The sequence below is a fragment of the Marinobacter gudaonensis genome (assembly GCF_900115175.1).
In the GTDB taxonomy this organism is placed as follows: Bacteria; Pseudomonadota; Gammaproteobacteria; order Pseudomonadales; family Oleiphilaceae; genus Marinobacter; species Marinobacter gudaonensis.
In genome coordinates, this window is sequence record NZ_FOYV01000005.1 from 21,589 (window position 1) to 47,501 (window position 25,913).

The 25,913-nt window shown below is 60.2% G+C and carries 26 protein-coding genes; 17 read left to right on the plus strand and 9 right to left on the minus strand.

The annotated features are described in order from the left end of the window. Positions 1-5: 5 nt before the first annotated feature. The 3 genes from BM344_RS16940 to arsC are packed head-to-tail and all read right to left on the minus strand — an operon-like array spanning position 6 to position 1,427. Positions 6-365 carry a DUF2069 domain-containing protein gene (locus tag BM344_RS16940; protein ID WP_091992431.1) on the minus strand — a complete coding sequence of 120 codons (360 nt, stop codon included), beginning with the start codon at positions 363-365 and terminating at the stop codon, positions 6-8. Positions 366-421: 56 nt separating this feature from the next. Then, positions 422-1,027 (minus strand): NAD(P)H:quinone oxidoreductase, encoded by a 606-nt coding sequence (gene wrbA / locus BM344_RS16945; protein WP_091992368.1) that lies wholly within the window; start codon positions 1,025-1,027, stop codon positions 422-424. 46 nt (positions 1,028-1,073) lie between these two features. Next, the gene (arsC, locus tag BM344_RS16950) at positions 1,074-1,427 is read right to left on the minus strand and encodes an arsenate reductase (glutaredoxin) (protein WP_091992369.1); all 354 of its coding nucleotides are present in this window, start codon (positions 1,425-1,427) and stop codon (positions 1,074-1,076) included. Positions 1,428-1,537: 110 nt separating this feature from the next. Between arsC and BM344_RS16955 the strand changes: the two genes are divergently transcribed. The 17 genes from BM344_RS16955 to BM344_RS17035 all read left to right on the plus strand — a co-directional run bounded on the left by BM344_RS16955 (position 1,538) and on the right by BM344_RS17035 (position 20,269). Beyond that, on the plus strand, positions 1,538-1,963 hold the full coding sequence (locus BM344_RS16955; RefSeq protein ID WP_091992432.1) for a TlpA family protein disulfide reductase: 426 nt from the start codon (positions 1,538-1,540) through the stop codon (positions 1,961-1,963). Positions 1,964-2,008: 45 nt separating this feature from the next. Next, complete coding sequence (gene dnaE, locus BM344_RS16960; protein ID WP_091992370.1) at positions 2,009-5,491, plus strand: DNA polymerase III subunit alpha; 3,483 nt, start codon at positions 2,009-2,011, stop codon at positions 5,489-5,491. Positions 5,492-5,631: 140 nt separating this feature from the next. Further along, the gene (accA, locus tag BM344_RS16965; protein WP_091992371.1) at positions 5,632-6,585 is read left to right on the plus strand and encodes an acetyl-CoA carboxylase carboxyl transferase subunit alpha; all 954 of its coding nucleotides are present in this window, start codon (positions 5,632-5,634) and stop codon (positions 6,583-6,585) included. Next, entirely contained in the window at positions 6,569-7,924 is a 1,356-nt protein-coding gene (gene tilS / locus BM344_RS16970; protein ID WP_091992372.1) for a tRNA lysidine(34) synthetase TilS, read from the plus strand. Before accA ends, tilS begins: the two co-directional genes overlap by 17 nt. Before the next feature lie 87 nt (positions 7,925-8,011). Further along, entirely contained in the window at positions 8,012-9,640 is a 1,629-nt protein-coding gene (locus BM344_RS16975; protein ID WP_091992373.1) for a CTP synthase, read from the plus strand. Positions 9,641-9,642: 2 nt separating this feature from the next. Then, positions 9,643-10,488, plus strand: a complete 846-nt coding sequence (gene kdsA / locus BM344_RS16980) for a 3-deoxy-8-phosphooctulonate synthase (protein ID WP_091992374.1) — start codon at positions 9,643-9,645, stop codon at positions 10,486-10,488. A gap of 260 nt (positions 10,489-10,748) precedes the next feature. Next, complete coding sequence (eno, locus tag BM344_RS16985) at positions 10,749-12,044, plus strand: phosphopyruvate hydratase (RefSeq protein ID WP_091992375.1); 1,296 nt, start codon at positions 10,749-10,751, stop codon at positions 12,042-12,044. A gap of 205 nt (positions 12,045-12,249) precedes the next feature. After that, positions 12,250-12,522, plus strand: coding sequence for a septum formation initiator family protein (locus BM344_RS16990; protein ID WP_091992376.1), 273 nt, complete (start codon positions 12,250-12,252; stop codon positions 12,520-12,522). A gap of 6 nt (positions 12,523-12,528) precedes the next feature. Continuing rightward, positions 12,529-13,230, plus strand: a complete 702-nt coding sequence (ispD, locus tag BM344_RS16995; RefSeq protein ID WP_091992377.1) for a 2-C-methyl-D-erythritol 4-phosphate cytidylyltransferase — start codon at positions 12,529-12,531, stop codon at positions 13,228-13,230. 27 nt (positions 13,231-13,257) lie between these two features. After that, positions 13,258-13,737 carry a 2-C-methyl-D-erythritol 2,4-cyclodiphosphate synthase gene (gene ispF, locus BM344_RS17000; protein ID WP_091992378.1) on the plus strand — a complete coding sequence of 160 codons (480 nt, stop codon included), beginning with the start codon at positions 13,258-13,260 and terminating at the stop codon, positions 13,735-13,737. Then, positions 13,734-14,786 carry a tRNA pseudouridine(13) synthase TruD gene (truD, locus tag BM344_RS17005; protein ID WP_091992379.1) on the plus strand — a complete coding sequence of 351 codons (1,053 nt, stop codon included), beginning with the start codon at positions 13,734-13,736 and terminating at the stop codon, positions 14,784-14,786. The genes ispF and truD overlap by 4 nt, the downstream gene beginning before the upstream one ends. Positions 14,787-14,797: 11 nt before the next feature. Then, positions 14,798-15,568: a 5'/3'-nucleotidase SurE gene (surE, locus tag BM344_RS17010; RefSeq protein WP_091992380.1), complete on the plus strand. Its 771-nt coding sequence runs from the start codon at positions 14,798-14,800 to the stop codon at positions 15,566-15,568. Then, positions 15,565-16,221 (plus strand): protein-L-isoaspartate(D-aspartate) O-methyltransferase, encoded by a 657-nt coding sequence (locus BM344_RS17015; protein WP_091992381.1) that lies wholly within the window; start codon positions 15,565-15,567, stop codon positions 16,219-16,221. Before surE ends, BM344_RS17015 begins: the two co-directional genes overlap by 4 nt. A 2-nt stretch (positions 16,222-16,223) precedes the next feature. Then, positions 16,224-17,207 (plus strand): DUF368 domain-containing protein, encoded by a 984-nt coding sequence (locus BM344_RS17020; protein WP_228143676.1) that lies wholly within the window; start codon positions 16,224-16,226, stop codon positions 17,205-17,207. A 657-nt stretch (positions 17,208-17,864) separates the two neighbouring features. Then, entirely contained in the window at positions 17,865-18,293 is a 429-nt protein-coding gene (locus BM344_RS17710; protein WP_228143677.1) for a murein hydrolase activator EnvC family protein, read from the plus strand. Positions 18,294-18,494: 201 nt separating this feature from the next. Next, positions 18,495-19,490, plus strand: coding sequence for an RNA polymerase sigma factor RpoS (rpoS, locus tag BM344_RS17030; RefSeq protein ID WP_091992382.1), 996 nt, complete (start codon positions 18,495-18,497; stop codon positions 19,488-19,490). 203 nt (positions 19,491-19,693) lie between these two features. Further along, a complete protein-coding gene (locus tag BM344_RS17035; RefSeq protein ID WP_091992383.1) occupies positions 19,694-20,269 on the plus strand; it encodes a chalcone isomerase family protein in 576 nt (191 codons plus the stop codon). A 64-nt stretch (positions 20,270-20,333) separates the two neighbouring features. Here the strand turns inward: BM344_RS17035 and nth are convergent, their stop codons facing one another. Genes nth through rsxB form a run of 6 tightly spaced genes read right to left on the minus strand, consistent with a single transcriptional unit; the run spans position 20,334 to position 25,902 of the window. Continuing rightward, entirely contained in the window at positions 20,334-20,972 is a 639-nt protein-coding gene (gene nth / locus BM344_RS17040) for an endonuclease III (protein WP_091992384.1), read from the minus strand. Between the two features lie 28 nt (positions 20,973-21,000). Next, positions 21,001-21,717: an electron transport complex subunit E gene (locus BM344_RS17045; protein WP_091992385.1), complete on the minus strand. Its 717-nt coding sequence runs from the start codon at positions 21,715-21,717 to the stop codon at positions 21,001-21,003. Positions 21,718-21,719: 2 nt separating this feature from the next. After that, positions 21,720-22,421 carry an electron transport complex subunit RsxG gene (rsxG, locus tag BM344_RS17050; protein ID WP_091992386.1) on the minus strand — a complete coding sequence of 234 codons (702 nt, stop codon included), beginning with the start codon at positions 22,419-22,421 and terminating at the stop codon, positions 21,720-21,722. A 2-nt stretch (positions 22,422-22,423) separates the two neighbouring features. After that, complete coding sequence (gene rsxD, locus BM344_RS17055; protein ID WP_091992387.1) at positions 22,424-23,473, minus strand: electron transport complex subunit RsxD; 1,050 nt, start codon at positions 23,471-23,473, stop codon at positions 22,424-22,426. A 21-nt stretch (positions 23,474-23,494) separates the two neighbouring features. Continuing rightward, on the minus strand, positions 23,495-25,324 hold the full coding sequence (gene rsxC, locus BM344_RS17060) for an electron transport complex subunit RsxC (RefSeq protein WP_091992388.1): 1,830 nt from the start codon (positions 25,322-25,324) through the stop codon (positions 23,495-23,497). After that, positions 25,324-25,902 carry an electron transport complex subunit RsxB gene (rsxB, locus tag BM344_RS17065; RefSeq protein WP_091992389.1) on the minus strand — a complete coding sequence of 193 codons (579 nt, stop codon included), beginning with the start codon at positions 25,900-25,902 and terminating at the stop codon, positions 25,324-25,326. Before rsxB ends, rsxC begins: the two co-directional genes overlap by 1 nt. Positions 25,903-25,913 lie beyond the last annotated feature (11 nt).

The following is a 25,913-nucleotide window of genomic DNA, read 5'->3' on the forward strand; positions in this document are numbered from 1 at the left end:
AAACATCATGCGGTCAGCCTGCGATTCACCTTGAGATGGATCATGGCCACGGTGAACAGGAGAAAGGTCAACACAGTCAGCACAACCGGGCCAACCGCGCCTTCACTGAGCCAGGCCGAGACCACCGCCTGGGTAAAATAGAAAATCAGAACGAACGACATCCAGATGTAACCGCGATTGTGGCCCCGAGCAACCGGGACGGCAAAAGGCAGCAGTGGCAGCAACTTTACTGACAGCATCAAGGCAATGGACACGCCCTCCACGGGCGCCGGGTAAAAAGTGGTGACCAGAAGCGTGACAAGTACGGCCACATAGAGCGCGGTGGCCAGCTGCGCCGTGGTGCGTGCTTTGGGGTTGTTCAGCATGATCATCTTCCGAAAGTAAGTGGGATCTCAATGTACGTTCAGGGCGCTGGCACTTCTCAGTCTGCCAGTTTCAGCGCCAGTCGGGCCAGTCGCTCCCCGAACGCCTGGCTCAGGGCCTTCTCGTCCTCGCTGACCGGCAACTGCTCACCGGTCCCTGCCCAGTGGCTGGGGCCGTAGGGGGTGCCGCCCGTGTGAGTATTGCCGAGACTTTTCTCGGTGTAAGGCAGGCCGCAGAGCACCATGCCATGGTGCAGCAGTGGCACCATCATGGTCAGCAGCGTGCTCTCCTGGCCGCCGTGGAGGCTCCCAGTCGATGTGAAGGCGCCAGCCGGCTTGCCAGCGAGGGAGCCGCTCAGCCAGAGATCGCCGGTGGTATCCAGAAAATATTTCAGCGGTGCGGCCATATTGCCGAACCGGGTTGGGCTGCCCAGGGCGAGACCGGCGCAATTGGCCAGGTCCGACCGGGTGGCGTAGGGCGCGCCGGAGTCCGGCACCGGCGGCAGAGAGGCATCGGTGTCCGGCGAGACCGGCGGAACCGACCTTAGCCTGGCCTCGATCCCACTGACCCGGGCAACGCCCCGGCCAATCTGGCGGGCCAGTTCGGCGGTCTGTCCGTTGCGGCTATAGTAGAGCACCAGTATGTAGGGCAATGATTCCGACATGAACAGTCCTGTGCTGTGATGGAGGATAAAAGTGTCCGGCGTTGACTCAGAGAATGTCGAGAACGTTTTCCGGGGGGCGACCCACCGCCGCCTTGCCGTTGGCCAGCACAATCGGCCGTTCAATCAGCCGGGGCGTTTCAACCATCGCGGCAATCAGTTGTTCGCGGGTGAGTTCGGGGTTGTCCAACCCCAGCTCGCCGTACTCCTTTTCCTTGGTGCGCATCAGTTGCCTGGGCGCCAGTTCGAGCCTGTCCAGAATGTCGGTGAGCTCTTGTGCTGTCGGTGGGGTTTCCAGGTAGCGTATAATCTCCGGCTCAATACCGCGTTCGTGAAGCAACTCAAGGGCTTGGCGGGATTTCGAGCAGCGGGGGTTGTGGAAAATCCGGGTGGCTTCTGTCATCGTCTTGCCTGATCGTGTGAGAGGTTGCCATGGGTTCGGTGGCCCGTAGTCTAACAGGAGGTATATCGGTGCAGTACCCTGAATGGCCATGTTCCCGCCGCTGGCCGGGCATGCTTGGCGTTTTTCTTGTGGTGGTAGCGCTGGCCGGCTGTGAGAAAATCGAGCTGCAACGGGCAGACGGCCCTCCGATGAACTGGGACAACCTCCGTGGACAATGGGTCCTGGTGAATTACTGGGCCGAGTGGTGCAAGCCATGCCTGGAGGAAATTCCCGAACTGAACGAAATCGACAAAGCGCCGGACATGACCGTGCTCGGCGTGAACTTTGACGGCGTAAGTGGCGAGGCCCTGACCGCCCTGGGCGGAAAAATGGGCATAGAATTCACCATGCTGGAAAAGGACCCGGGGCCAACATTCGGCTGGAAAATGCCGGTGGCACTGCCGGCCACGTTTATTGTCAATCCCCAGGGCGAGCTGGTGGAAACCCGATTCGGTCCCCAGACCGAGGACGACATCCGGGCGCTGGTGGGCGGTTGACCACCTTTTCAGAACCAAAGACGCAAGCAGGACTGATCCGACACTATGGCGCAGACATTCGTACATCTTCGAGTCCATTCCGAGTATTCCATGGTGGACGGCCTGGTGCGGGTCAAACCCCTGGTCAATCGCGTGGCCGAGCTGGGCATGCCAGCGGTGGGGCTCACCGAGCAGTCCAACATGTGCTCGCTGGTGCGGTTCTACAAGGCGGCCATGGGCGCGGGTGTCAAACCGATCATCGGTGCCGACCTCTGGCTCGAGAACCCAGATGAGCCTGACAACCCCTTCCGCCTGACGCTGCTGGCCCGCAATAACGACGGCTATCTCAACCTCACGGAAATCATTTCGCTCGGCTATACCGACGGCCAGCGTTTCGGTAAGCCGATTATCCAGCGTGGCTGGCTTGAGCAGAGGGCGCAGGGGCTGATCGCACTCTCTGGCAGCAAGCTGGGCGACGTAGGCAAAGCGCTGCTGGCGGGCAAAACGGATCTGGCCAGGGAGCGAGCCCTTTACTGGATGAACCTGTACCCGGACAGCTACTACCTGGAATTGCAGCGTACCGGCCGCGCCGGCGACGAGGACTGCCTGCACCTGAACGTGGAGCTGGCGCAGGCAATGGGCCTTCCGGTGGTGGCCACCAACGATGTGCACTTCCTGGAAGCCGAGGATTTTGAGGCCCATGAGGCCCGGGTCTGCATTGGCGAGAGCCGCACCCTCGACGATCCCCGCCGCGATCGACGCTTCAGCGAACAGCAGTACCTGCGCAGCCCGGAAGAAATGATCGAGCTGTTCAGCGACATCCCGGAGGCCATCGAGAACACCGTGGAGATTGCCCGGCGTTGTTCGGTGAAGGTGCGCATGGGCGAGTATTTCCTGCCCAACTACCCGATCCCCGATGGCATGACCATGGACGAGTACTTCCGGAAGGTCTCCGAGGAGGGCCTGGAGGAGCGCCTGGCCAAATCCCTGAGCAAGGACGATCCGGATTATGAGGCCAAGCGTGAGGCCTACTACAAGCGCCTGAACTTCGAGCTCGACATCATTATCCAGATGGGCTTCCCGGGCTACTTCCTGATCGTGATGGACTTCATCAAGTGGGCCAAGAACAACGGCGTACCGGTAGGCCCTGGCCGGGGTTCTGGTGCCGGTTCCCTGGTGGCCTATGCGCAGTTGATTACCGATCTCGACCCCCTGGAATACGACCTGCTGTTCGAGCGGTTCCTGAACCCGGAACGGGTGTCCATGCCCGACTTCGACGTCGACTTCTGCATGGAGGGACGGGACCGTGTCATCGCCTATGTGGCCGAGAAATACGGCCGGGAGGCGGTCTCTCAGATCATCACCTTCGGTACCATGGCCGCCAAGGCGGTGGTACGTGACGTGGCACGGGTGCAGGGCAAGTCCTACGGTCTGGCGGACAAGCTGTCCAAGATGATTCCGTTCGAACCGGGCATGACCCTTGAAAAGGCCCTGGTGCAAGAGCCCCAGCTGCAGGAGTTTCTCGACCAGGACGAGGAAGCCCAGGAAATCTGGGAGATGGCACTCAAGCTCGAAGGCGTCTGCCGGAACGCGGGCAAGCACGCCGGGGGCGTGGTAATTGCGCCCACCAAGATTACCGACTTCTCGCCGCTGTATTGCGACGATGAGGGCGGCAGCCTGGTCACCCAGTTCGATAAAGGCGACGTTGAGGACGCCGGCCTGGTGAAGTTCGACTTCCTGGGTTTGCGGACGCTGACGATCATCGACTGGGCCCTGAAGATGATCAACCCGCGCCGGGAAAAGCGCGGGCTTGAGCCGCTGGATATCAATGCCATCCCCCTGGACGATGTGCCGTCGTTCGACATGCTCAAGAAGGCGGAAACCACGGCGGTCTTCCAGCTGGAATCCCGAGGCATGAAAGACCTGATCCGGCGCCTGCAGCCGGACTCCCTGGAAGACATGATCGCCCTGGTGGCACTGTTCCGCCCCGGCCCTCTGCAGTCGGGCATGGTGGACGACTTTATCGACCGGAAGCACGGTCGCCAGCCGTTGTCCTATCCGCACCCGGACTACCAGTATGAGGGGCTGAAGCCGGTTCTGGAGCCCACTTACGGGGTTATCCTGTACCAGGAGCAGGTCATGCAGATCGCCCAGGTGATGGCGGGCTACACCCTGGGCGGCGCCGACATGCTGCGACGGGCCATGGGTAAGAAAAAACCGGAGGAAATGGCCAAGCAGAAGCAGATCTTCCTGGATGGTTGCGAGAAGAACGGCATCAACAAGACCCTGGCCGAGAACATCTTCGACCTGGTGGAGAAGTTTGCCGGCTACGGCTTCAACAAATCACACTCGGCAGCCTACGCCCTGGTGTCCTACCAGACGCTCTGGCTGAAAGCCCATTACCCGGCCGAATTCATGGCGGCGGTACTGACCGCCGATATGCAGAATACCGACAAGGTGGTGACCCTGGTTGAAGAGTGCCGGAACATGGGCCTGGATCTGCTGGTGCCGGATGTCAGCCGCTCGGAGTACACCTTCACGGTCAACGACGAGGGCCAGATTGTCTACGGTCTCGGCGCCATTAAAGGCCTGGGCGAGGGCCCCATCCAGAGCATCGTTGAGGGGCGGGCGGATGGCGAGCCCTACCAGGATATATTCGATTTCTGTCGCAAGGTGGACCTGAAGAAGGTCAACAAGCGGGCCATGGAGGCCCTGATCCGCTCCGGCGCCATGGACAAACTCGGCCCCGGTCGGGCCCAGTTGATGGCCAGTATCGACAAGGCGGTCCAGCAGGCCGACCAGCAGTCCCGCAACGAGTCTGTGGGAATGATGGACATGTTCGGGGAAATGCTGGAAGCGGGAGAAGATGGTGACCCCTACGAGGATGTGGCCGGTGTGCGCGAATGGCCAGAGAAACAGCGATTGAAGGGCGAGAAGGATACCCTCGGTCTCTATCTGACCGGCCATCCGTTTGACGAATACGAGAAGGAAGTTCGTCGGTTCGTGCGCTCGTCGATTGCCGAGCTCAAGCCGAACAAGTCACCCCAGCGCGTCGCAGGCCTGGTCGTTGCCCAGCGCACCATGAAAACCCGCACCGGTTCCACCATGTGCTTTATTACTCTGGACGACCGCAGTGCCCGGATTGAGGCCACGCTTTTCTCCGAGGCGTTTTTCGAGAACCGCGAACTGCTGCAGTCCGACCAGGTCATCGTGGTGGAGGGGCAGGTCAGCCACGATGATTACTCCGGGCAAATGAAAATGCGCGTCAGCTCGGTCATGGACGTGGGCACCGCGCGCCAGCAGTTCAGTCGTGGCCTGAAGCTGAACCTGCACGCAGACCAGTTGCAGAACGGTTTGCTGGAAAAGCTGGACAATACGCTGAGGCCTTTCCGCTGTGAGGGCAGTCCGGTCTGGATCGAGTACAACAGCCACGAGGCTTCCACGCGGATTGAGCTCGGTGAATCCTGGCGGGTACAGCCCGACGACAACCTGCTGCTGGAACTGCGCTACCTCGTGGGCGACCAGTCAGTGGAGTTGGTCTATGATTGAACAGACGGATAATTAAAAGTTTGTCAGATAACGGACTCATACCAATGTCCGCTTTAGCCCCTGATCGGGCACTGCTATCTTTGGTTCAAATTCTGGTTTGGCGGCGCTTATCCCGCCTGGCAAAAAAATGATGGATCATCATGAACCCTAACTATCTGGATTTCGAACAGCCCATTGCCGATCTGGAAGCGAAGATCGAAGAGCTTCGCATGGTGGGCAACGATACCGACATTAACATCACCGATGAAATTACCCGGTTGAAGAGGAAGAGTGTCAGCCTGACCGAGAGCATCTTCGCCAATCTTCAGCCCTGGGATGTGGCCAGACTCGCCCGTCATCCCCGCAGGCCGTATACCCTCGACTATATCGAGTCCATTTTCGAGGATTTCGACGAGCTTCACGGCGACCGCCGCTACGCGGATGACCAGGCTATCGTGGGTGGTACCGCCCGTCTGGACGACAAGCCGGTCATGGTCATCGGTCACCAGAAAGGGCGCGAGGTCCGCGACAAGGTAAAGCGCAATTTCGGCATGCCCAGGCCCGAGGGGTACCGCAAGGCCCTGCGGCTGATGGAAATGGCCGAGCGGTTCCGGATGCCCATCCTGACCTTTATCGACACACCTGGTGCCTACCCAGGCATCGGTGCCGAGGAGCGTGGCCAGAGTGAGGCTATCGCGTTCAATCTGGCGGTTATGTCCCGCCTGAAGACACCGATCATCTCAACCGTCATCGGTGAAGGCGGCTCCGGCGGCGCGCTTGCCATTGGCGTCTGCGACCAGTTGAACATGCTGCAGTATTCCACCTACGCGGTTATTTCCCCGGAGGGTTGTGCCTCGATTCTCTGGAAGAGTGCCGAATACGCAGCCCAGGCCGCCGAGGCCATGGGAGTTACCGCTGACCGTTTGCGGGATCTCGGACTGGCGGACAACGTAGTCCAGGAGCCCCTTGGTGGCGCCCACCGCAACCCCGAGAAAATGTCCAAGTCGCTCAAGCAGGTACTGAGCAAAGGCATCGCGGAGCTTAGCCGGCTGCCGCTGGACGAGCTGGTTTCACGCCGATACGAGCGCCTGACCCGCTATGACACCGGGCGCTGAGCCCGGCTCCGGTTTTTCCTGGCCGGAGGCCCTGTGCGCCCCGGTCAGAGCCCTCCCTCCAGCTGCCCGGGTGTGGGTCGCGCTCAGTGGTGGCCTCGATTCAACCCTGTTACTTCACCTAGTGGTGCATTGCCACCACGCGTTGGCCGACGTTCGGGCGGTGCACGTCAACCATCAGCTGCAGCCAAATGCCCCGGAAACCGAGGCGTTCTGTGGTGACCTATGCGCACGACTCGGGGTGCCGCTGACGGTTCGGCCTGTTGACCTGTCGGCCGCCTCGAACCGCGGCCGGGCCGGCGGACTGGAGGAGGCCGCCCGCGAAGCCCGGTATCGAGTGTTCGAAGAGCTCCTTGAAGCTGATGATCTTCTGCTGATGGCACACCACGCGGACGATCAGGCTGAAACCGTTCTATTCAGGCTCCTGCGGGGCACAGGTGTGGCGGGGCTGGCGGGCATGCCAACGGATAGGCCTCTCGGCGCCGGTCGGCTGTTCAGGCCCTTGCTGGCGTTCAACAGGGCAGAGCTTGAGCATTGGGCGAGGTTGGCCGGGTTGTCCTGGGTCGACGACCCCAGCAATACCGATGAAAGTTTCGACCGGAATTTTCTCCGACATCGCATCCTGCCCGAGCTGCGCGATCGGTGGCCGGGCCTCAATCAGAGACTTTCCCACGCCGCCCGTGCCTGTGCCGAGAGCAATGAGCTGAACCGGGCGCTGGCCTCGCTACAGTGGCGCGACCTGGGCGGGAAGGGTGACCGGATCCCGGTGTCCGGACTGCTGGAGCTGTCATTGCCGGAGCAGAAAAACCTGATCCGCTGGTGGGCAAGCGAGCGCGGGTTCCAGGCGCCGTCTCCGGGTGACTGGCGCCAGGTCCTCAATGATCTGCTGCGGGCGGGGGAAGACCGTGAGCCAGAGTTTCGGGCCAAGGGTTTCAGCCTCCGCAGATTCCGTGGCTGCCTCTACCTCGTTCCGGACTCGCCAGCTTTGCCTGAGGAACCACGGATGCTGACGGTGGGGGAGAGCGTGCATTGGGCCGGATGGCACATCCGCCTGTTACCTGTGGGTAAGGCAACCACGGAATCGCCGGCAATACGGATAAGTACGAGGCAGGGCGGAGAACGCCTTCGTTTTCGACCCGGGGGCACGTCCACGTCGCTGAAAAAATGGCTGCAGGAGCAGGGTGTGCCACCGTGGGAGAGGGCCCGTCTGCCGCTGGTTTTTGCCGGCGCCGGTGATGCCCCGGAACTGGTAGCGGTTGGCGATCTCTGGTGTTCTGAACAATACTCCGAAGGCGCCCATGCCGCTGGCTGGCGGCTGGTTGTAGAGCGGGAATTTGATTGAGTCAGGGGGGGCTTTCTGGTAGTCTGGCGTCCCATCTTGAGATGACAATCTCCCTCCTTCACCGAACCAGATAATCATGGAATCTGCATGACGCGTTATATTTTCGTCACCGGCGGTGTCGTGTCCTCCCTGGGGAAAGGTATCGCATCGGCTTCACTGGCCGCGATCCTCGAGGCACGCGGCCTGAAGGTCACCATTCTCAAGCTGGACCCGTACATCAACGTGGACCCCGGCACCATGAGTCCGTTCCAGCACGGTGAGGTATTCGTCACCGAGGATGGCGCCGAGACGGATCTCGACCTGGGCCATTACGAGCGCTTCATTCGAACACCTATGAGCAAGCGCAACAACTTCACCACGGGCCGCGTCTACGAAGAAGTCATTCGCAAAGAGCGCCGGGGCGATTATCTCGGTGGCACCGTCCAGGTCATTCCTCACATCACCGACGAAATCAAGCGGCGTGTGGTTGAAGGTGCGGCTGGAGCTGACGTTGCCCTGATCGAGATCGGTGGCACCGTGGGCGACATCGAGTCGCTGCCGTTCCTGGAAGCCTGCCGCCAGTTGAAGGTGGAAGTTGGCCCCCAGCGTGCCCTGTTCATGCACCTGACCCTGGTTCCGTACATTGCCACTGCCGGTGAGATCAAGACTAAGCCGACCCAGCATTCGGTGAAAGAGATGCGGTCCATAGGCCTGCAGCCTGATATTCTTCTGTGTCGCTCCGAGCACGAAGTGGATGCCAGCTCCCGACGCAAGATTGCTCTGTTCACCAACGTCGAGGAAAGGGCGGTTATTCCGCTCCAGGATGCCAAGTCCATCTATGCGATTCCGCGGATGCTGCACGAGTTCGGCCTGGACCAGCTGGTCATCGAACGGTTCAGCCTGGATGCGAGACCGGCGGATCTCAGCGAATGGGATGACGTGGTCGAGTCCCTGATGAACCCGGAGCAGGAAGTGACCATTGCCATGGTCGGCAAGTACATGGAGCTTCTGGACGCTTACAAGTCCCTGATCGAATCCCTGCTGCATGCCGGCATCAAGACCCGCACCAAGGTCAACATCAACTACATCGACTCCGAGGACATCGAGCGCGATGGCACCGGGGCACTGGAAAACGCCGACGCCATCCTGGTACCTGGTGGCTTTGGTGAGCGAGGCGTTGAGGGCAAGATTCGTACCGTTCAGTACGCCCGCGAGAACAAGGTGCCCTATCTGGGGATTTGCCTGGGCATGCAGGTGGCCGTGATCGAATACGCCCGCAACGTGGCGGGTCTCAAAGACGCCCACAGCACCGAATTCCGTGAGCACACGCCGGAGCCCGTGGTAGGCCTTATTACCGAATGGCTGGATGCCACCGGTGAGCGTGAAGAGCGCACCGAAGAGTCAGATCTGGGCGGTACTATGCGCCTGGGTGCCCAGGACTGCGTGCTGAGCGAAGGCTCCACCATCGCCAACTGCTACGGTCGTAAAACCGTTCGCGAGCGCCATCGCCACCGCTACGAGGTAAACAACCATTTCCTGCCGCGGCTGGAAGAGGCGGGGCTGCAGATTTCTGGTCGCTCCACTGACGGCCGCCTGGTGGAAGTGGTCGAGGCACCGAACCATCCCTGGTTTGTGGCGTGCCAGTTCCACCCGGAATTCACCTCCACGCCGCGGGACGGTCATCCGCTGTTCAAAGGCTTTGTTGAGGCGGCGCTGGCCCACAAGAAAGGATCCTGAGCATGGCGCAGAGCACGGTAAACGTCGCCGGTATCGAGGTCGCCAACCACAGGCCGTTTGTGCTGTTTGGCGGCATGAATGTGCTGGAATCGCCGGAGCTGGCCATGGAAGTGGCCCAGGCCTATGTCGAGGCAACTGGCAAGCTGGGCATTCCCTATGTCTTCAAGGCCTCCTTCGACAAGGCCAATCGGTCCTCGGTGCATTCCTTTCGGGGACCAGGTCTTGAGAAAGGCCTGCAGATCCTCTCGGACATCAAGAGCAAATTCGGTGTGCCGATCATTTCCGACGTCCACGAGCCTGCCCAGGCGGCTCCGGCGGCGGAAGTCTGCGACATCATCCAGCTTCCGGCGTTTTTGAGCCGCCAGACCGACCTGGTTGTGGCCATGGCGGAAACCGGCGCAGTGATCAACATCAAGAAGGCCCAGTTCCTTGCCCCTCAGGAAATGAAGCACATCATTACCAAGTGTGAGGAAGCCGGTAACGACAAGGTGATCCTCTGTGAACGCGGCAGCAGCTTCGGGTACAACAACCTGGTGGTGGATATGCTCGGGTTTGGCATCATGAAGGCCATGAACGTGCCTGTGATGTTTGACGTGACACACTCGCTGCAAATGCCGGGTGGCCGTCCTGATTCCGCCGGTGGCAGAAGAGCCCAGGTGACCGACCTGGCTTTGGCGGGCATGTCCCAGGGGTTGGCCGGTCTGTTCCTGGAAGCCCATCCGGACCCGGACAAGGCCAAGTGCGATGGTCCCTGCGCTTTGCGGCTCAGCCAGCTTGAGCCCTTCCTGCAGCGGGTGAAAGCTGTGGATGACCTGGTAAAAAGTTTTAAATCTATCGACACCGCCTGATTGGCGGTGTTGGCGTTTTACGCGGACTATGGGAGCGAGCGGGAACGGCCCTGCGAAAATGTAGAGGGCCATGGATGGCCCGAAACAAGCGCACATGGGTGAGGCAAGTGTTTATGAAGCGACGCTTCATGCGCAGCCGAACGACAGCAATCTACGATTGCTGGCCGGACCCGCCCACGGGTGCTTGTAGCGGTTTTCGCAGGGCCGTTCCCGCTCGCTCTGACTCCCGAATTTGAACACAAACTTGGAGACAGAGAAGAATGACCAAGATTGCCAACATCAAGGGCCGTGAGGTTCTGGATTCCCGCGGTAACCCGACAGTAGAAGCCGACGTTATCCTCGAAGACGGAACCATCGGTAGTGCCTGCGCGCCCTCCGGTGCGTCTACCGGCTCCCGCGAAGCCCTGGAGCTGCGTGATGGAGATGCTTCCCGTTACCTTGGCAAGGGTGTTTTGAAGGCGGTGGAAGCAGTGAACACCAAAATTCGTGATGCTCTGGTGGGCAAAGATGCCGCCGACCAGCGTGCTCTGGACCAGATCATGCTAGATCTGGACGGCACCGAGAACAAGGCTAACCTGGGCGCCAACGCCATCCTGGCCGTCTCTCTTGCCGCCGCCAAGGCCGCGGCCATTTCCCTGGGCAAGCCGCTTTACGAGCACATCGCGGACATCAATGAAACCTCTGGCAAGTTCTCCATGCCGGTTCCGATGATGAACATTCTGAACGGCGGTGAGCACGCGGATAACAACGTGGATATCCAGGAGTTTATGGTTCAGCCGGTGTCTGCGAAAAGCTTCTCCGAGGCCCTGCGTGTTGGCGCCGAGATTTTCCACAGCCTGAAGAAAGTACTGAAGGCCCAGGGCCTGAACACCGCCGTTGGTGACGAGGGTGGTTTCGCGCCGAACCTGCCGTCCAATGAAGCGGCCCTGGCGGTCATCCAGGAAGCGGTGGAAAAAGCCGGATACAAGCTGGGCACCGACGTCACCCTCGCCCTGGACTGCGCTTCTTCCGAGTTCTACAAGGACGGCCAGTACCAGCTGTCCGGTGAGGGCAAGAGCTTCGATTCTGAGGGTTTTGCCGACTACCTGGCGGGTCTGTGCGAGCGCTACCCGATCGTGTCCATTGAGGACGGTATGGACGAGAGTGACTGGGACGGCTGGAAAGTTCTGACGGACAAGCTCGGCAGCAAGGTGCAGCTGGTGGGCGACGACCTTTTCGTCACCAACACCAGGATCCTGAAGCAGGGTATCGAGAAGGGTGTGGGCAATTCCATTCTGATCAAGTTCAACCAGATCGGCAGCCTGAGCGAGACTCTGGACGCCATCAAGATGGCCCAGGACGCGGGTTTCACCGCGGTGATTTCACACCGCTCCGGCGAAACCGAGGACACCACCATCGCGGATCTGGCGGTAGCCACCTGTGCCGGCCAGATCAAGACCGGTTCCCTGTGCCGTTCAGATCGCGTTGCCAAGTACAACCAGTTGCTGCGCATCGAGGAAGCGCTGGACGGCAAGGCGCCGTATCGTGGCCTGAGCGAGATCAAGGGCCAGGGCTGATCCGCCGGGATTGACCGGTTCGGGCAGTGTACCGGGCCGGTCATCAGGTAAAACTGTTAAGGCCATCGTGTTCCGAACGAAAGTTTCGGCACGATGGCCTTTTTGTACAGGCAGTTAGAAGAATTTGTTGCTAATCTACTCTAAGGTCTATACTCAACGTCCGGCGTTGATATTTTGATTGGCTAATTTTTGAACGGAATCGGTAATGAAGGTGCTCTGGACCGTCATGGTTGTTGTCATTCTCCTGCTGCAGGTGCGCCTGTGGGTTGGGGAAGGCAGCTTTGCGCAAGTCTGGGCACTCGAAAAGGCCATTGCCGAGCAGAAGGCCGAGAACGCCGAGCTGGCCACCCGGAACGAGCGCCTCTACGCCGAAGTTCGCAACTTGCGCAATGAGCAGGGGGCCGTAGAAGAGCGGGCCCGCATGAACCTTGGGCTGATCCGGGAAGACGAAACCTTTTTCCTCGTGGTCGAAAACTGATCGCCTATGACCGCACCCCGCCTCTGGCTTATCGTCCCCGCTGCAGGTATCGGACAGCGTATGGGGGCCGAGCAGCCCAAACAGTATCTCCGGATTGACGAACGTTTTATCCTCGACATCACTCTGTCCCGGTTGATGGATTCAGCGCCGTTCGCTGGCTGCATGGTTCCTCTTCACCCCGCGGATCGTTGGTGGCCTGATACCGAGGCCCGTAGCGACAGTCGTATTCAGACCTGCACGGGAGGGTCTGAGCGTGCATGTTCGGTACTGGCTGCGCTTCGGGCTCTCGCTGAGCAGTCGGATGACCAGGACTGGGTGCTGGTGCACGACGCCGCCCGTCCCTGTGTGCACACTGCCGACCTGGCAAACCTGATCGACAGCGTTTACGAGCACCCGGTTGGAGGACTGCTGGCATCACCGGTGGCTGATACCCTGAAGCGAGCCGGAGCCGGGGAACTGCCGGAAGTAGAATCCACTCTGGATCGCCGCGGATTATGGCGGGCGCTCACGCCACAGATGTTCCGCTATCGCTTGCTTGTCGACGCGCTCGAAGCCGCACTCGATGCTGGCGTGGAGGTCACCGATGAGTCCTCTGCGGTCGAGTTTTCCGGTAACATGCCGGTTCTGGTTGAAGGGCGGCCTGACAACATTAAAATAACCGTACCTGCAGATCTGGCACTGGCCAACTTTATCCTTGGTCAGTTCTGAGTTGTCCGAATCTCCCCGGAGCATCCTATGCGTATTGGTCAGGGCTTTGACGTCCACGCCTTCTGTGAAGGTGATACTGTCACCCTGGGGGGCGTCAAAATCCCCCATTCTCATGGTCTTAAAGCACACTCGGACGGTGACGTACTCTTGCATGCGCTCGCAGATGCCCTGTTGGGTGCCGCTGCACTGGGCGACATTGGCCACCTGTTCCCGGATACCAGTGACGAATGGGCCGGGGCCGACAGCCGCGATTTGCTGCGCCGGGTGATGGTCCGCATCCGTGAAGAGGGTCTGAGCGTAGTCAATGTCGATTCCACGATCATTGCCCAGGCACCGAAGATGGCGCCGCACATCCATGCCATCCGTCTCAATATTGCCGAAGATCTTGGTATTCCCGCCAGCCGGGTCAGCGTGAAGGCCACCACCACCGAAAACCTGGGGTTCACCGGCCGCGGTGAGGGCATTGCCTGTCAGGCCATCTGCCTGCTGGAACTGGTGGAGTCGTGAGCCAATGGCGTCTCGACTGGCCGACTTCCGGTGGTACTCGTGTGGCACGGGCTCTACTCAAACGCTCCCCTGAGGATTTTCGCGTTGATGAGGTGCTCGAGCTGCCAGTTCAGGATGCGAATGCCATCAGCGGAGATCCCACAACTGGTGCTGGAGAGCATCTCTGTCTGAAACTGCAGAAAACCGGCGACAATACCGAGTATGTTGCCCGGGAACTGGCCAGGCTGGCCGGCAGCCGCCACTTTGATGTGGGCTTTTGTGGCCTCAAGGACCGACACGCCGTTACCTGCCAGTGGTTCAGCCTGTATCGTCCGGGCGGGGAGCGACAGGATTCAGAGCTGATTCAGGTCATCGGCCAGCGCTGGCCGGTGCTGTCGGCTTGCCGGCAGCCCAGGAAACTTCGCCGGGGCGAGCACAGCGGCAATCACTTTGTGATTACTCTGCGCGATGTACAGGGCTCCCGGATCGAGATAGAGCAGGCTCTGGCCCGCCTTGCCGAGTTCGGCGCTCCCAATTATTTCGGTCCCCAGCGCTTCGGACAGGCGGGCGCCAACCTGGATCGAGCGGTTTCCATGGACCCGTCCGCCATGAATCGTCATGCCGGTTCCGGCCGAAAACGTCGCGGGCGTGGCAAGCGTGGTGGCAGCGAAGACTCGAAAAACGTATTGTACTTTTCGGCGGCACGTTCCTGGCTGTTCAATGAAGTGCTTGCAGCCCGGGTAACGGACGGCAGCTGGCGCCGCGAGGGGGCTACTGGCCCACTTTGGGGAGATGGCGGTACCACGGCCACCGGCTCGACCGGTGCCCTGGAGCGGGATGTGGTGGCCCGATCGCCAGAGGTGGAAGCCGTGTTTTCGTCAACCCGCATGAAACCCGAACGGCGGGCCCTGGCGTTGAAACCGGAGAAATTGACCTGGCAATGGCTCACAGAGGATTGTCTGGAGCTGGCGTTCTTCCTTGCGCCAGGCCAGTACGCGACCACCATGCTGGGTGATCTTTTCGAGCTTGAGGACATGAGCCTCGGCCGACATAACGACGAACAAAGCTAGCGGAGAACACTGTGCGTATTCTGTTGTCCAATGATGACGGCGTTCATTCACCGGGGCTGATTGCCCTGCACGAAGGACTCCAGGGAGTGGGCGACCTGGAAGTGGTTGCGCCGGATCGCGACCATAGCGGCGCCAGCAACGCGCTGACCCTGAACCGACCCCTGACCGTGGAAGAGCATCCTAATGGCTTCCGTTCCGTCGACGGTACGCCCACCGATTGTGTGCACCTGGCCGTGAACGGCCTGTTTCACGAACCGTTCGATCGGGTGGTCTCTGGCATTAATACCCACGCCAATCTCGGCGACGATATCATCTACTCGGGCACCGTTGCCGCTGCCACTGAAGGCCGGCACCTGGGATTGCCAGCCATTGCTGTATCCCTGGTCAACGACGGCCACTTTCATTATGAAACCGCTGCCCGTGTCGTGCGTTTGCTTCTGGAAAGCGGCCGGCCCATGGTGCTGGGTCCGCGATCCATTCTGAACGTGAATGTGCCTGACGTCCCCTGGGACGAGTTGGCGGGTATCCGGGTAACCCGCCTTGGCCACAGGGAACGTGCCGAGGGGGCGGTTCCGATGACCTGCCCACGTGGGAAGGAGCGCTTCTGGATCGGCGCCGCGGGCGAGGGCGGGGATGCCGGTCCCGGTACCGATTTCCATGCGGTGCGTGAGGGCTACGTCTCGGTGACGCCCGTGCACATCGATATGACCCGCCACGAAGCCCTGAGCTCCCTGCGCGAGTGGGTTGATGCCCTGGAGGGTGGCCCGGGGGTGAGCGCATGACAACTCAGCTTGAAGGCATCGGAATGACCTCCAGGCGCACCCGGATGCGGCTGGTACAGCGCCTGCGGGATGGGGGTATCCAGTCGGACAGGGTCCTTGAGGTTATGGGCGAGGTGCCCCGCCATATCTTTCTGGACGAAGCCCTGTCTCATCGCGCCTATGAGGACACTTCTTTACCTATCGGCTATGGGCAGACGCTGTCGCAGCCTTACATTGTGGCCCGTATGACGGAACTGATGCTGGCCCATGGGCCGGCCCGGGTACTTGAGCTGGGTACGGGTTCAGGCTACCAGACCGCGGTGCTGTCACGCCTGTTTCCGGAGATCTACAGCGTTGAGCGTATAAAGGCGTTGCAGGACCGGGCGCGCGAACGTCTGCGCCAGCTCCAGGCCCGCAATGTCTTTCTCAAACACGCGGATGGCGGTATGGGCTGGCCCGAGCGAGGGCCTTTCGCCGGTATTATCGTGACCGCTGCTCCTGTGGAAATACCCAGAGAACTTTTGGCACAACTCGAAGATGGCGGGGTTCTGATTGCGCCGGTAGGAGAGGAGAACCAGGTGCTGGTGGAGGTGATCCGTCGGGGTGACCGGTTTGAGCACCGGGAGCTGGAGCCGGTCCGCTTTGTTCCTCTGCTTGGCGGGGTTGTCCGATAGCCATGGATAATCCGCAAAGCCGTACCGCCGATCAGGACATTGAGCGATCCCAGAGTCGCGGAAGCGTGTTCCTCAGGGGACTGGCCATGGGTGCGGCGGATATCGTACCCGGGGTGTCCGGTGGCACCATTGCGTTCATTACGGGCATCTATTTCCGTCTTCTGGAAGCCATCAATGCGGTGCCACCCGCCGTTTACGGTCTGCTCCGAAAACGTCAGTTCGGCGAATTCTGGCGCGCCTGCGACGGAGCTTTTCTGTTGTCTCTGCTGGCCGGGATCCTCACCAGTATCGCAACACTCGCCTCGGCCATCAGCTACCTGTTGGTGCAATTTCCGATCCTGGTCTGGAGCTTTTTCTTCGGTCTGATTGTCGCCTCCGTGTGGCACGTGGGTCGACAGGTCCGCCATTACCGGGTTGGCCTGGCTCTGCCTCTGATCGTTGGCATAGGTTTCGCGTGGTGGGTAACCACCCTGTCGGCCGGACAGGCTTCGCCGTCGTCCCTGGTGTTCTTCGGGGCCGGGGCGCTGGCCATCTGTGCAATGATTCTTCCGGGCATTTCCGGCAGCTTCATTCTCCTGGTGATCGGAATGTACGCGCCGGTGTTGGCCGCCATCAAGTCCCTGGACCTGGGTGTGCTGTTTCTCTTCATGTTCGGCTGTCTGGTGGGTCTGCTTTCCATCGCCCGTCTGATCACCTGGGCGTTCCATCATTTTCACGACCTGGTGCTGGCATTGCTGACTGGCTTCATGATCGGTGCCCTGAACAAGGTATGGCCCTGGAAGGAGACCTTGAGTTGGCGGGTAAACAGCGCGGGCGAGAAGGTGCCTGTGAACGAGGTGAGCGTCCTGCCGTGGACCTTTGCCGAGCAGATGGGGCAGGATCCGAAGGTGGCGCTGGCGGTTCTGGCAGCCCTGGCGGGTTTCTTTCTTGTGATTGTGGTGGAATGGGTTGGAGGGCGCCGATCCGGAGCGCCCCGGGGGGCCTGAGGTCCGATCGGACAACGGACAGTGTTACCAGAAGGACCTTGCGGTTGTTTCTTGAGGTAACAGCAGTGACCGGAAGGTAACTTGGCTTGCATCAGGAAATGTGCAATATATTAGCAAGTTACTCCGTAAACTTTATAAGAAACCTAGAAATAGCTTTGAGCGGGCACGCTTTTTATATCGAATTTTCATAATTGGGTCGTTTTTATTCCTGTGATTTTTTTGCGTGGGCTTTCTCTGGCCGGCCTGCCGGCTTCCCCGCGGTTCCCCTTCGGTGCCCTCGGGCGCGCTTGGCCCGGAAAAACGTCTCGTCTGCTGTCTCTTCTTCTGCTCCTGCTGATGTTGAGCGGTTGCAACACTCCGGCACTGTATCAGGACGATATCTACAACCCTCCCGTCTACTGGGGCCGACACGTCGTGCAACCGGGCGAGACGCTATACAGCATCGCCTGGCGCTACGGCCGTGATTATCGGGAGTTGGGTAGCGCCAACGGTATCGGACCTCCGTGGAACCTGAAGGCCGGCCAGGTGCTGCGCCTGGACCTTCGCGGAACTGTAACATCCAGCAGGCAGACTGCTGATTCGGGTAGTTCGCCGCCAAGGTCTGCGAGCAGAGTTTCAGCGCCCCGTCCAACGGCCTCCACGGCACCCAAGCCTGCGGTGACCAAGGCACCGGCCAGCAACAAACCGCTGGCCTCCCAGACGCAGACGGTGGCCCGTATCGAGTGGCGCTGGCCGCACGTTGGCACCGTAATTGCTGGATATTCAACATCCGGAAAAGTCAATAAAGGTATTGATATTGCCGGAAAACCCGGGGATGCTGTAAGGGCAGCAGCGGCAGGAAATGTCGTCTATGCCGGTAACGGGTTGCTAGGTTACGGTAATCTCATTATCGTGAATCATAACGAGCACTATCTGAGTGCTTACGCTCATAACCGGAAGATTCTGGTGCAGGAAGGGGAGGATGTGAACGCCGGGCAAGTGATCGCAGAGCTCGGTAGCAGTGGTGCTGAACGACCCATGTTGCATTTTGAGATCCGCAAGAATGGCAACCCGGTTGACCCAGTCCACTACCTGCCGCCTCGCTAGCAGGGAAAGCTGTCAGCTCAGCAGGCGGCCAGATCACGACGGCACTGACAAAAAAACCGCGTTCGACACAAAAACAAGAACGGTACTGGCCGCGAGAGGCCAGCCAACAAAATGTCCTGAAGAAAAGCACGAAACCAGAAGGTCCGCAATAACAAGAAGTATCGGGCAGAAATCCAGGATTATTGAGGCGGGGCAACACCTATGTCAGCAGAGCAAGAAGACATCATTATTGATCGCGTATCAGACATTGAGGATGCAGACGATCAACTGTTAGCCGAGGAAAAAGTCGACAAGGAGGCAAACGACGAAGTTGCCGAAGTCGAAGAGGACTTTCCCACCCAGGGGCGCTACTTCACCAGCCAGAAACAGCTGGACGCCACCCAGCTTTATCTCAACGAAATCGGGTTTTCCCCCCTTCTGACACCGGAAGAAGAGGTCTATTTTGCCCGGCTGGCCCGTAAGGGCGAGGAATCCGGGCGTAAACGAATGATCGAAAGCAACCTGCGCCTGGTGGTCAAGATTGCTCGACGCTATGTCAATCGTGGGCTCACACTGCTGGATCTGATCGAGGAGGGCAACCTTGGACTGATCCGGGCGGTTGAAAAGTTTGATCCGGAGCGCGGCTTCCGGTTCTCGACCTACGCCACCTGGTGGATCCGCCAGACCATTGAGCGGGCCATCATGAACCAGACCCGCACCATTCGCCTGCCGATTCATGTGGTAAAGGAGCTCAACCTCTACCTGCGGGCCGCCCGGGAGCTCACCCAGAAACTGGACCACGAGCCCTCGGCCGAAGAAATCGCCCGCATGGTCGACAAGCCCGTAGCCGATGTGAAGCGTATGCTGGGCTTGAATGAGCGCGTTGCCTCCATGGATACGCCCATTGGCAGTGGTGGCGAAAAGTCGCTGCTGGACACCGTTGCCGACGAAGGTGCCTCTGATCCGGCTGACCTTCTCCAGGACAACAACATGTGTTCGTGCCTTGAGAAGTGGATTGACCAGCTTAGCGACAAACAGCAGGAAGTTCTGTCACGCCGCTTTGGTCTGCGGGGCTACCCGGTGAGTACCCTGGAGGAAGTGGGACAGGAGATTGGCCTTACCCGAGAGCGGGTCCGGCAGATCCAGGTAGAGGCTCTGCGCCGTCTGCGGGAGATTCTCGAGAAGGAGGGACTGTCGGGGAATCTGCTGTTCAAGTAACCTTAGCGTCATCTTTCGATCAAAAGCCGGCCGGAGAAGCTCCCGCCGGCTTTTGTGTTTCAGGATCGCTGCAAATGAGAACCACGTTGCGCTTCTCGGGCCGGCCTCATTGATAGAATGCCAGCACCGGGCGGGGATAAGGGTGTCGAAACCCGGTGCACGAATGAAACACGTCAATAATAACGATCGAAAAGGAAAGGACTATGAAGAAGGCTCTTACAACCGGTTTTGTCTCTGTCGTAATGGCGGCCATGCTGTCTGCACCGGCATCGGCACTTGAGGTAGAGGGTGTTGACGTTCCGGATACGTACTCCGCCATGGATACCGAGCTCAAGCTCAACGGTGCAGGTACCCGCTCCAAGTGGTTCATGGATCTGTATGTGGGCGGCCTGTACGTGCCGGAGACCATCAACGATGGTGAAGCGGTCATCAACGCCGACGAACCCCAGGCGATTACCCTGCACATCATTTCCGGGATGATCACCAGTGAGCGCATGACAGAAGCCACACTGGAGGGGTTCAAGGCGTCAACCGATGGTGACATGTCCGCGATCCAGGGCGATGTTGACCAGTTTATGGCGGTGTTCGAGGAGGAGATCAAGGAAGGCGACGTTTTTGATCTGGTGTATCTGCCAAGTGAAGGCGTGAAGGTACTCAAGAACGGTGAGCACAAGGACACCATTGGCGACCTGGCTTTCAAGAAGGCGCTATTCGGGATCTGGCTCTCGGACAAACCTGCCCAGGAAGATCTGAAAGAAAAAATGCTGGGCCAGCGTTAATACGCCACGCAGTGAGCCTGAAGAACGAAAAGCCGGCCCCGGGCCGGCTTTTCTGTTGGTGCAGTTACAGATAATCCCGCTTGTGCCGGAACTCGCACAGGTCCTCGATGATGCAGGCGCCGCATTTCGGCTTACGGGCGGTGCAGGTGTAACGGCCGTGCAGGATCAGCCAGTGATGGGCGTCGAGCAGAAATTCCCTTGGCACCAGGCGCATCAGGCGCTTTTCCACTTCCAGCACGTTCTTCCCGGGCGCAATCCCAGTACGGTTTGAAACCCGGAAGATGTGAGTGTCCACAGCCATCGCCGGCTGGCCAAAGGCAGTGTTCAGAACCACGTTCGCCGTTTTCCGGCCAACACCTGGCAAGGCTTCGAGATCCTCTCTGCGCTCGGGTACCTGGCTTCCATGTTGCTCTACCAGAATCCGGCAGGTTTTGATGACGTTCTCAGCCTTGCTGTTAAAGAGCCCGATCGTCTTGATGTATTCCTTCAGCCCGTCAACACCGAGTGCCAGGATGGCCTCGGGGGTGTTGGCCACCGGAAACAGCCGGTCGGTGGCCTTGTTGACACCCACGTCTGTGGCCTGAGCCGACAGAATCACCGCAATCAACAGCTCAAACGGACTGGAGTAGTTCAGTTCCGTCGTGGGGTTCGGGTTGGCTTCTCTGAGCCTGGTAAAGATCTCGGTACGCTTCTGCTTGTTCATCGAGTGTCGATCGTTGTCTGGCGGAATGTCAGGATACGTTGCCTGTTACCCGAACCCGTTTGCTGCCGGAGCTCACAGGTGCGGGCTCGTTAACCTTACGGCGTTCCTTGAGCTGGTGGTCAATGCTGTTTTTCAGGGCAATCAACAGGCCAAGGCCAATGAAGGCACCGGGCGGAAGAATCATGAACAGCACGTCCGGATAGTTCTCGAAAGGGCGAATGACCCAATCGGCGGCCGTTGGGCCGAACAGCAGGTTCATGTCTACGAACAGGCTGCCCTGGCCAACGAGCTCACGCATGCCACCCAGAACAATGAGCACCAGGAGGAAGCCGATACCCATCATTGCGCCATCAAGCAGAGCGGGGCCGGGGGCGTTCTTCGAGGCGAAGGCATCGGCGCGGCCGAGGATGGCACAGTTGGTGACAATCAGCGGAATGAAGATGCCCAGTATCTGGTAAAGCTCGTAGGTAAAGGCCTGCATCAAAAGCTCCGCGCAGGTTACGAAGGAGGCAATGATCATTACGAACGCCGGCAGACGGACCGACTCGCCAACAAAGTTGCGTATCAGCGAAACGGCGAGGTTGGACCCCATCAGTACCATCAGAGTGGCCAGTCCCAGCCCGATGGCATTGACCACCGTGCTGGTGACGGCAAGCAGGGGGCACAGGCCGAGTACCTGTACCAGCGCCGGATTATTGGACCAGAGCCCGTCTCGGATGATGTCGCTGGCTGATTTGGTTGCCATGATCAGGAGTGCTCCCTGGTGGATGACTTTCCGGCGATCGCTTCCGGCTCCAGTGGCCGTTCCCTGGGGGAGGGCGGCTCATTGAGGCGCTCCCGAATCACCTGCCGATGATCGCGGAAGTAAATCAGCGCCTTCTGCACCGCTTTTACCACCGCCCGTGGTGAAATCGTAGCACCGGTAAACTGATCGAACTCACCGCCGTTTTTCCGGACATTCCATTCCCGGTGAGGTGGGCTCCCCAGGGAGCGGCCGGTAAAGGTTCGGATCCAATCGGATTTCTTGAGTTCAATCTTGTCTCCCAGCCCCGGCGTTTCCTTGTGGCTGGTTACGCGAACGCCCAGTATCGTGCCATTCATATCAATACCCACCAGCAGGTTGATATTGCCGGAATAGCCGTCGGGCGCCACCACGGGCATGATCAGCCCCACCGGTTGCTCGTTTTGTCGAGCCACCCAGACGGTCACCGGGCCGCTCTGGGCCAACCGTTCGCTGGCAGGAAGCTGTACGGTGTCCTTGAGAAGATCGTTGTTATGGCGGCTTTCCGGAATGATTTCGAACAGCGCCTGGGCCTCGGCCCGGGCGGCCTGTTCGCGAATGCGCTCCTCGGTTGCGACCTGGGTAACCGCAATGGTGCCACCGGTGATGATGGCGAACAGGCCCAGGCCGATGGCGCTGCGGCGGATGGATTTGGCAACTGCAGCCATGGTTATCCCTGACTCCCTGGCACGCCCCGGCGGGCCTTGTGATGGCCGTAAGTGCGCGGTGGGGTGTAATGATCAATGAACGGTACTGCGAAATTCATCAGCAGCACACTGAAGGCGACGGCATCCGGGTAATTCCCCCAGGTGCGAATCAGATAGATCAGAACGCCAATGCCGGCGCCGTAGATCAGCTTGCCCTGGTGGCTGGTAGCTGCCGAGACTGGATCAGTGGCTATGAAGAAGGCACCCAGCATGGTGCCGCCTGCAAGCATGTGCAGGGAGAGCGGTGCGTACAGATCAGCGTTGCTGCCGAACGCGAGGCTCATTACCGCCAGGCCGGCCAGGAAACCGACCGGAATGTGCCAGCTGATGATGCGAAGTCCAATCAGCAGCAGGCCACCGGCCAGGAAGCCCGCGTTGACCCACTCCCAGCCCCGGGCAATACCTTCACCAAAGGTTGGGTGGGCAAGAACCTCCGCGGCGGTATGGGTCTCAATCTTGTGTTTGTACTCGTCTAAGGGCGTAGCCATGGTCCAGCCGTCGACCGCCGTTTGCTGTCCGGAGGCTATGGTGGCAAGGGTGTCGCCAAAGCCCGGCGCGCCACCCCATAGCGTTGCCGGTTCAGCCCAGTTGGTGGTCATGGCCACTGGAAAGGACACCAGCACCAGGGCATAGCCCACCATGGCCGGATTGAAGGGGTTTGAGCCAAGGCCACCGTAGAGTTGCTTGGCAACCACGATGGCGGAAATGACCGCCACCGCCGACACCCACCAGGGTGTGAACTGGGGCAGAGACAGGCCCAGGAGCAGACCGGTTACAGCCGCAGTGTTGTCCCGGATGAAAAAGGCCACCGGCTTTTTGCGCAGTGCGAGAAGGGCAGCTTCAGAGCCAATGGCAACGGCAATGCAGAACACCACGTTGATCAGGTTACCCCATCCGAAAAACAGGGTTTGTGCCAGCAGGCCCGGCAAGGCGGCGATCATCACCCACATCATTACCCGGGAGGTTGGCCGGGCCCTGTGGGCGTGGGGGGAGGATTGCTGAACAAACGCCATGGGTGTCGTGCCTGATTCCGCTTATTGGGTGGTCTGGGACTGGGCCTGCTGGCCGGTTTGGGACTGTTGTGCCTCCGCAAGGGCCGCTTCGGCCCTCTGGACCCGGTCGTGATTCTTGGCCACGGCCCGTTCCAGTTTGTCGACATTGTCCGCCTGCTGGGCTTTCGCTTCGTCAAGCATGCCCTGCATGGTTTCCAGCTTGGCGCGGGCCTGGGTCAGTTGCTTTTCCAGCGCTTCAATATCCGGCCCATCTTCCGCCGGCGCTTCGGCGGGTTCCTTCGGCCTGGCTGCCTCGGACTTTGCTTTCTTGCGCGCCAGTGCCTGCTCAACCAACGCCGCCTTGGCCGCACGCTCGTCATCGGCCTCACCACTTTCCGCAGCTTTTTCCGCCTCTGCCGCTTTCTTCGCCTGGGCCTCGGCGGCAGCCTGGGCCCGCTCCTTGCGGCGCAGTTCCTTTTCCTGCTGCTCCCGTTCCAGACGTGCCTGTCGGGCCTCGAACCGCTCCCGGGCCCGGTCCGCCTTGATCTGCTCAGCCCGTTGTATGCGGATTTCACCCTTCGCGAACCGGTAGTACTGCACCAGCGGGATCGAGCTCGGGCACACGTAGGAGCAGGCGCCACACTCTATGCAGTCAAACAGATTCAGGTGCTCGGCCTTTTCGAACTCTGTGGCTTTGGCATGCCAGAACAACTGCTGAGGTAACAACTCCATGGGGCAGGCCTCGGCGCACTGGCCGCAGCGTATGCAGGGTTGTTCCGGCGGTGGGGCCGGCAGCTCCTCGGCGGTGGCGGCAATCACACAGTTGGTGGTCTTGACGACCGGCACTGCTTCGGTGGTCAGGGTGTAGCCCATCATCGGGCCGCCCAGCACCAGGCGACTGACTGCGCTTTGTTCCACCTCCGCCTGTTCGAGCAGGTACTCGATGGGTGTGCCGATCAGGGCCTCGAAATTGCCCGGCTGGCGCACGGCGTCGCCGGTGATGGTGACCACCCGGGAAATCAGCGGGGAGCCTTCCAGCACCGCGTCTGCCACGGCGACGGCGGTACCGATGTTCTGGCACATAACGCCGATATCGGCAGGAATGCCGCCGCTGGGAACCTCCATTCCGGTGAGGATCTGGATCAGCTGTTTTTCGCCGCCCGAGGGATACTTGGTCGGGATCACGGCAATTTCGGTCTGCGTGCCCTCAATGGCTTTGCGCAGGGCTGCGATGGCTTCGGGCTTGTTGTCCTCGACGCCGATCACGCAGCGTTCCGGGCGGAGAATCCAGGCCATGATCTTGAGGCCGGCGACCACCCGGTCCGCCTTCTCGCGCATGGTCATGTCATCGGCCGTGATGTAGGGCTCGCATTCGGCGCCGTTGAGGATCAGCGTGCTGACCTTGCGGTCCCTGGGCGGACGAAGCTTGATATTAGTGGGGAAGCCTGCGCCGCCCATACCCGCGATGCCGGCGTCGCGAATGACCTGGAGCACCTGATCCCGATCCAGCGAGCGGTAATCCGGGATCGGTTGCCTCGATTGCCATTGGTCTTCGCCATCGGGTTTCAGGACAAGGCAGCGATCGGTCATGCCCGAGGGGTGCGGTACCGGGAGGTCGGCAATGCTTTCGATAACGCCCGAGGTCGGCGCATGCACGGGAACGCCGGTTCCCGACGGCACGTCAGCGATCTTCTGGCCCTTGAGAACCCGGTCGCCCACGGCCACCAGGGCTTCGGTCGGCTCGCCGATGTGCTGTTGCAGTGGCAGAACCAGGCGCTCAGGAATACCTGCCGCCCGAATCGGGCGCGCCGTGGAAATTTCCTTGTGTTCGGCCGGGTGGATACCGCCGGAAAAGTCCCAAAGCTGTGTCATCAGGCACTGGCTCCCTGACGGTCGGTGGCGATCACGCCGGGTCGGGGTGGCGTCCAGGTCCAGCTCCGGATGTCGGGCTCTACTGTCACCATGTCAATGCAGTCCACCGGGCAGGGGTCGACGCACAGATCGCAACCGGTACACTCGCTCTCGATCACCGTGTGCATGTGCTTGGCAGCCCCCAGAATCGCATCCACCGGGCATGCCTGGATGCACTTGGTGCAGCCAATACATTCGTCTTCCCGGATCACAGCCACCCGTTTGACCTGTTCTACTCCGTGTTCCGCGTCGAGAGGTTCCGGCTCAACGTCCAGCAGATCTGCCAGCGCCTTGATGGTGCCTTCACCTCCGGGCGGGCACTTGTTGATCGGGCCGCCCTCTGCGATGGACTCTGCGTAGGGGCGGCAGCCGGGGTAGCCGCACTGACCGCACTGGGTCTGGGGCAGCAGGGCGTCAATTTCATCCACCAGCGGGTTGCCTTCCACCCGGAATCGTTCGGCGGCGAAGCCGAGCAGGCCTCCGAAGACCACGGCCAGGGCCAGAAGAACGACAACGGCGATCAGTACACTGGTCCACATATGGCTGCTAC

What these genes read in the sequence shown, in the direction of transcription:
- arsC (WP_091992369.1), bottom strand. Translation starts at nt 1,427, where the DNA reads ATGACAGAAGCCACCCGGATTTTCCACAACCCCCGCTGCTCGAAATCC.
- rsxG (WP_091992386.1), bottom strand. Translation starts at nt 22,421, where the DNA reads ATGGCTGCAGTTGCCAAATCCATCCGCCGCAGCGCCATCGGCCTGGGC.
- BM344_RS16990 (WP_091992376.1), top strand. Translation starts at nt 12,250, where the DNA reads ATGAAGGTGCTCTGGACCGTCATGGTTGTTGTCATTCTCCTGCTGCAG.
- wrbA (WP_091992368.1), bottom strand. Translation starts at nt 1,027, where the DNA reads ATGTCGGAATCATTGCCCTACATACTGGTGCTCTACTATAGCCGCAAC.
- nth (WP_091992384.1), bottom strand. Translation starts at nt 20,972, where the DNA reads ATGAACAAGCAGAAGCGTACCGAGATCTTTACCAGGCTCAGAGAAGCC.
- ispD (WP_091992377.1), top strand. Translation starts at nt 12,529, where the DNA reads ATGACCGCACCCCGCCTCTGGCTTATCGTCCCCGCTGCAGGTATCGGA.
- rpoS (WP_091992382.1), top strand. Translation starts at nt 18,495, where the DNA reads ATGTCAGCAGAGCAAGAAGACATCATTATTGATCGCGTATCAGACATT.
- BM344_RS17020 (WP_228143676.1), top strand. Translation starts at nt 16,224, where the DNA reads ATGGATAATCCGCAAAGCCGTACCGCCGATCAGGACATTGAGCGATCC.
- rsxC (WP_091992388.1), bottom strand. Translation starts at nt 25,324, where the DNA reads ATGACACAGCTTTGGGACTTTTCCGGCGGTATCCACCCGGCCGAACAC.
- ispF (WP_091992378.1), top strand. Translation starts at nt 13,258, where the DNA reads ATGCGTATTGGTCAGGGCTTTGACGTCCACGCCTTCTGTGAAGGTGAT.
- BM344_RS17035 (WP_091992383.1), top strand. Translation starts at nt 19,694, where the DNA reads ATGAAGAAGGCTCTTACAACCGGTTTTGTCTCTGTCGTAATGGCGGCC.
- eno (WP_091992375.1), top strand. Translation starts at nt 10,749, where the DNA reads ATGACCAAGATTGCCAACATCAAGGGCCGTGAGGTTCTGGATTCCCGC.
- BM344_RS16940 (WP_091992431.1), bottom strand. Translation starts at nt 365, where the DNA reads ATGCTGAACAACCCCAAAGCACGCACCACGGCGCAGCTGGCCACCGCG.
- rsxD (WP_091992387.1), bottom strand. Translation starts at nt 23,473, where the DNA reads ATGGCGTTTGTTCAGCAATCCTCCCCCCACGCCCACAGGGCCCGGCCA.
- BM344_RS16955 (WP_091992432.1), top strand. Translation starts at nt 1,538, where the DNA reads ATGCTTGGCGTTTTTCTTGTGGTGGTAGCGCTGGCCGGCTGTGAGAAA.
- tilS (WP_091992372.1), top strand. Translation starts at nt 6,569, where the DNA reads ATGACACCGGGCGCTGAGCCCGGCTCCGGTTTTTCCTGGCCGGAGGCC.
- BM344_RS17015 (WP_091992381.1), top strand. Translation starts at nt 15,565, where the DNA reads ATGACAACTCAGCTTGAAGGCATCGGAATGACCTCCAGGCGCACCCGG.
- dnaE (WP_091992370.1), top strand. Translation starts at nt 2,009, where the DNA reads ATGGCGCAGACATTCGTACATCTTCGAGTCCATTCCGAGTATTCCATG.
- accA (WP_091992371.1), top strand. Translation starts at nt 5,632, where the DNA reads ATGAACCCTAACTATCTGGATTTCGAACAGCCCATTGCCGATCTGGAA.
- rsxB (WP_091992389.1), bottom strand. Translation starts at nt 25,902, where the DNA reads ATGTGGACCAGTGTACTGATCGCCGTTGTCGTTCTTCTGGCCCTGGCC.
- kdsA (WP_091992374.1), top strand. Translation starts at nt 9,643, where the DNA reads ATGGCGCAGAGCACGGTAAACGTCGCCGGTATCGAGGTCGCCAACCAC.
- BM344_RS16975 (WP_091992373.1), top strand. Translation starts at nt 8,012, where the DNA reads ATGACGCGTTATATTTTCGTCACCGGCGGTGTCGTGTCCTCCCTGGGG.
- BM344_RS17045 (WP_091992385.1), bottom strand. Translation starts at nt 21,717, where the DNA reads ATGGCAACCAAATCAGCCAGCGACATCATCCGAGACGGGCTCTGGTCC.